Here is a 4,909-nt window from a genome sequence, read left to right as displayed (position 1 = left end):
TTTAAGCAATTGCTAATGGTTGGCGGAATGGATAAATATTTCCAGATCGTAAAATGTTTTAGGGATGAAGACCTTAGAGCCGACAGGCAGCCGGAATTCACACAAATTGACTGCGAAATGGCTTTTGTTGAGCAAGAGGATATTCTGAATATTTTTGAAGGTTTAACTCGTCATTTACTAAAAGAGATCAACGGTGTGGAAGTTGAAAAATTCCCAAGAATGACCTATGCCGAAGCGATGAAAAAATACGGAAACGACAAACCGGATATTAGATTTGGGATGGAGTTTGCCGAACTAAACGATTTGGCCAAAAACAAAGGTTTCAACGTTTTCGATCAGCAGGAATTGGTTGTGGGAATTGCGGTTCCGGGAGCGGCTTCTTTTACCAGAAAAGAAATAGACAAATTAATATCCTGGGTTAAAAGACCACAGGTTGGCGCCAATGGACTCGTATGGGCAAAATATAACGAAGATGGAACTTTAAAATCTTCAGTAGATAAATTTTATTCCGAAGAAGATCTAAAAACCTGGGCAGAAGCTACCCATGCAAAACCCGGAGATCTTATTTTGGTAATGGCTGGTGACGCCAATAAAACCAGAACGCAACTAAGTGCACTTAGAATGCACTTAGGTAACGAATTAGGTTTAAGAAAAGCTGATGAATTCGCTCCGCTTTGGGTTGTAGATTTCCCATTACTGGAGTGGGATGAAGAAACAAATCGTTTTCATGCGATGCACCACCCGTTTACCTCACCTAAAAAAGAAGATTTTGCTTTACTGGAGACTAAACCGGGAGAAGTTCGTGCCAATGCGTACGATTTGGTTTTAAACGGAAATGAAATTGGCGGCGGTTCTATAAGAATCCACGATAAGGAAACTCAGGCAAAAATGTTCGATTATCTTGGCTTTACTCCAGAAGAGGCTAAAGCACAGTTCGGCTTTTTAATGGATGCCTTTCAATATGGAGCCCCTCCTCACGGCGGTATCGCTTTTGGTTTTGATAGACTGGTGGCCATTTTAGGCGGACAGGAAAGTATAAGGGATTTTATTGCTTTCCCCAAGAACAACAACGGCCGGGATGTAATGATAGATGCACCCGCAAAACTGGATGAAGCACAACTCAAAGAACTTCATTTACAGGTAAACTACCTGGAAGAAAGTTCAAAGAATAACCAGGGGAAATAATTTTTTCAATTAAAGGCCAACGCAAGAGCATTTAAATCTCGAGTATCGAGTAAAATTATAATTGATAAAAAATCCCGGGTTCACATCGGGATTTTTTTATCTTCACTTAAAAATTTTTGAGTGGGTACTAAAGTTACAGCACTTTTAACGCGATTTTCAGACTGGAGCACCAGGAATCTTAGCCATCAACAATTTTTGATGGTCCTAAGTTCGATTATTGGTTTTCTGGCCGGGCTTGTAGCTGTTGGTATCAAAAACTTTACGCATTATATTCAGCGTTTGCTTGAAGACGAATTTATTGTGAACTACCACAATGCTTTCTATTTCATTTTTCCCCTTATAGGTATTGCAATTACTGTTTTTCTTATAAAATATATTATAAAAAAAGATATTGGAAACGGTATCCCCACAGTGTTACATGCTATTTCTAAAAGACAGGGAATTATGCGTAGGTTTCAGTCTTACGCATCCTTAATTACCGCACCATTAACTGTAGGTTTTGGAGGATCTGTGGGTTTAGAGGCCCCCACAGTGGCCACCGGAGCTTCAATAAGTTCTAATTTGTCGCGTTTATTTAAAATGAACCAGGCCACACGAACCCTTTTAATAGGCTGTGCGGCTGCCGGTGCCATGTCTTCTTTGTTTAAAGCTCCAATAGCTGCTATTATTTTCGCTATTGAAATTTTTAGCCTGGATCTCACGCTTGTTTCTATGATTCCGTTGCTTACGGCTTCGGTTTCTGCCATACTTACCTCCTACTTCTTTTTTGGGAACGATATAATTTTACACTATCAGTTAAGTGATCAGTTTGATGTTTCTGAAGTTCCTTTTTATGTTTTATTGGGCGTAATTGCAGCAGTTTGCTCAATTTATTTTGGCAAGGTTTATTTCAAATTTGCAGCCATCTTCCGGAAAATAAAATCGGGCTATCTAAGATTGCTTGCCGGCGGACTTTCACTTGGGGTTTTGATATTTTTTATTCCCCCGCTTTATGGTGAAGGCTATGATGTAATCAACAATTTGCTCCAGGAAAATTACATTTATGCGCTGCAAACCAATTTATTTGATTCCTATTTAGATAATATTTGGGTGGTTATTTTGCTACTGGCCGGGCTGGTAGTTTTCAAGGTAATCGCTACCTCGTTAACCCTGGGAGCCGGGGGTGTTGGAGGGATTTTTGCGCCGGTTTTATATATGGGTAGCGCCATGGGGCATTGTTTCGCACTAATTATTAATAACCTGGGTATTTTAAATAACCCTATTTCGGTTAGTAATTTCACCCTGGTAGGAATGGCCGGTGTAATGGCGGGAATAATGCACGCACCTCTTACTGCAATTTTCCTTATTGCTGAACTTACCGGGGGCTACGAACTTTTTGTGCCGCTAATGATCACCGCAGCCATTTCGTTTGTGGTAACCAGCAGGTTTCAGCCGCACTCTGTATATACTATGGAACTTGCGCAGCGTGGCGAATTACTTACTCATAATAAAGACCAGGCCGTATTAACGCTGTTGAATATTCAGCAGATTATAGAAAAAAACTTTGTTACCCTAAATATAGATATGAATCTTGGAGATGTTATTCACGAAGGTGTAATAAAATCTTCCCGAAATCTTTTTCCCGTTATTGATGAAAATCGTAAATTCTTAGGAATTATTTTATTAGATGATATTAGGCCGATAATGTTTGACCAAAAAATGTATGAGGAAGTTAAGGTAAGCGATGTTATGCAACGTGCTCCTGAAATTATTGATCTTAGAAAAGACCGGCCAAAAGATATAATGACCAAATTTCAGGAAACAAACGCATGGAACCTGCCTGTGGTAGAAGATGAGATCTACGTTGGATTTATTTCTAAATCTAAACTATTAACCGCTTACCGTCAAAAACTAATAGAAGTAACCGTTTAATGCTATGAATACTGTTTTAAAAATATTGGGCATATTAATATTAATTGCCATTGGAGTAGGATTTTATTACCGCACTTTTGAAGATGTGGTACTGGGAGACCGTATAATTGGGATTGCAGTTTTAGCAAGTGCATTTATTTTAATGCCTATTTTCCTGTATGTGAGATGGAAAGGAAAACGGCTTCAAGACTACACTCTCACTAAAGAGAACATGGATAAAATGCGAGATAAAGGACTGGATTAAGTAGCTGTTTTAGAATACTTTCAAAAGAAAATCGAAAATATTGCATTGTCTTCAATAATATTGTACTAACTTTGCCCTTTATTAATTATTTATTTTATTATTACAATGGAAGGTACAGTTAAATTTTTCAATGAATCAAAAGGATACGGATTCATTACCAACGACGAAACAGGAAGAGACATCTTCGTACACATTACTGGTTTAGATGGCGAGAGCTTGAACGAAGGTGATAAAGTTGAGTACGTTGAAGTAGAAGGTAGAAAAGGAGTTAACGCTGCGGAAGTACGCGTTATAGAATAATATATATTATCCTATTTCAAGAACTTGAAAAGTCGCTTTTAGAGCGGCTTTTTTTATACCTTAATTTTATTGATTTAAACCTTGTTTTGGAGTGTAACCATAACATTTTTTAAAGGTGTTTATAAAGTGCGGAACGCTTTTATATCCTAAAATGCCGGCCATTTCACTTACTGTATGTTTTCCTAAAAGACTTTTAGCTTTCTTCATTCGCAAGTCTATAATAAAGCTTCTAATAGTTTTACCATACATCAATTTAAAATCTTTTTTTAGCTGAAGTTCATTTAAAAGCACTTTCCTGGCCAGTACTTTAATGGTTGGCGGATTTTTAAAGTTTTCAATTAAATATGCGTGGGCGGTTCTTATTTTTTCAAGGTTTTCTTCGCTAATCCCTTTCACTACTCCATTGCACAATTCCTCCTGGCAAAAATGTAAAGAAAGAAACAATTCTTTAAGCCTTAATTCAAGATAATATTTTTTAAAATCGGTATTCCAATCGTTTTTGGTGATCTCATTTAAAATATGATACAAATTATAATCTATAGGAAAATTACAGGCTCCCCATTTTTGAAACTTACCCTGAATAATATGATTATAGAAAGAATTTTCTGCCACCCAGATTTCGTTTTTTAACAATTCAAGGTAGTATTCTTTTGATAGATAAACCGCCTGGTAGTGAGTAGGTTTATTGGCCGGCATTTCTATGGTATTTACAGTATCACAGTTATAACAGCAGTTAATTCTGCCCATCCCAAGGGGTGTTTTTTCCTTGAAAGAAACCAGTTGCGAATCTCCCTTGCCTAAATAAGAAATTTGAATATATTCCCCGCTTATACTAAAGATATCGGTAAGATTTTTTTTATTCTCTATAAAGGTTTCAACAATAAATAAGCCTTTTGAAAACTGAATCTTACATTTGGCCTGTAACCAGGAATACGATTGAATATTTATTTCATCTTTAATGATTCCCAGACCTTTATCTTCTGAAAGATCCCGTGAAAACAAGGTTTCATTTACCTCTATTAATTTAGACTCAATATACATAATACCTTTACCGTAATTTTTATTCCCAAAACCGAAACAGGCTTAGCGCTTCAAAATATAAATTTGCCGCAAGTTATTTAAAATTAGTTTAAATAAGAATAATAAATTAAAATTGTGGTTCCAAAATTTACAATAAGCCTTATTTTACTGTTGCTTTCAGCCAGTATTCCTACCATATATGCTCAGCAAAAGGAAGCCAAAAACTTCGATATTTCTGGAATAATAGAA

5 protein-coding genes are annotated in these 4,909 nt (G+C 36.6%); 4 read left to right on the top strand and 1 reads right to left on the bottom strand.

The window, feature by feature from the left end; all coding sequences use genetic code 11:
- The 4 genes from aspS to AACZ30_RS12905 form a co-directional block, all read left to right on the top strand.
- A partial coding sequence (gene aspS / locus AACZ30_RS12920) for an aspartate--tRNA ligase (protein ID WP_339649855.1) occupies positions 1-1,185 on the top strand: 1,185 nt, incomplete at its 5' end.
- Positions 1,186-1,305: 120 nt separating this feature from the next.
- A complete protein-coding gene (locus AACZ30_RS12915) occupies positions 1,306-3,096 on the top strand; it encodes a chloride channel protein (RefSeq protein ID WP_339649853.1) in 1,791 nt (596 codons plus the stop codon).
- Between the two features lie 25 nt (positions 3,097-3,121).
- Entirely contained in the window at positions 3,122-3,340 is a 219-nt protein-coding gene (locus tag AACZ30_RS12910; RefSeq protein ID WP_339649851.1) for a hypothetical protein, read from the top strand.
- Positions 3,341-3,445: 105 nt separating this feature from the next.
- Entirely contained in the window at positions 3,446-3,640 is a 195-nt protein-coding gene (locus tag AACZ30_RS12905; RefSeq protein WP_037318850.1) for a cold shock domain-containing protein, read from the top strand.
- Positions 3,641-3,706: 66 nt separating this feature from the next.
- Here AACZ30_RS12905 and AACZ30_RS12900 read toward each other — a convergent pair whose 3' ends face one another.
- The gene (locus AACZ30_RS12900) at positions 3,707-4,681 is read right to left on the bottom strand and encodes an AraC family transcriptional regulator (protein ID WP_339649844.1); all 975 of its coding nucleotides are present in this window, start codon (positions 4,679-4,681) and stop codon (positions 3,707-3,709) included.
- Positions 4,682-4,909: the final 228 nt, after the last annotated feature.

The organism is uncultured Salegentibacter sp., from assembly GCF_963972535.1.
Classification (GTDB): Bacteria; Bacteroidota; Bacteroidia; order Flavobacteriales; family Flavobacteriaceae; genus Salegentibacter.
Note: the sequence above shows the minus strand (reverse complement) of the source record. Positions and strands in the feature narration are given on the sequence as shown.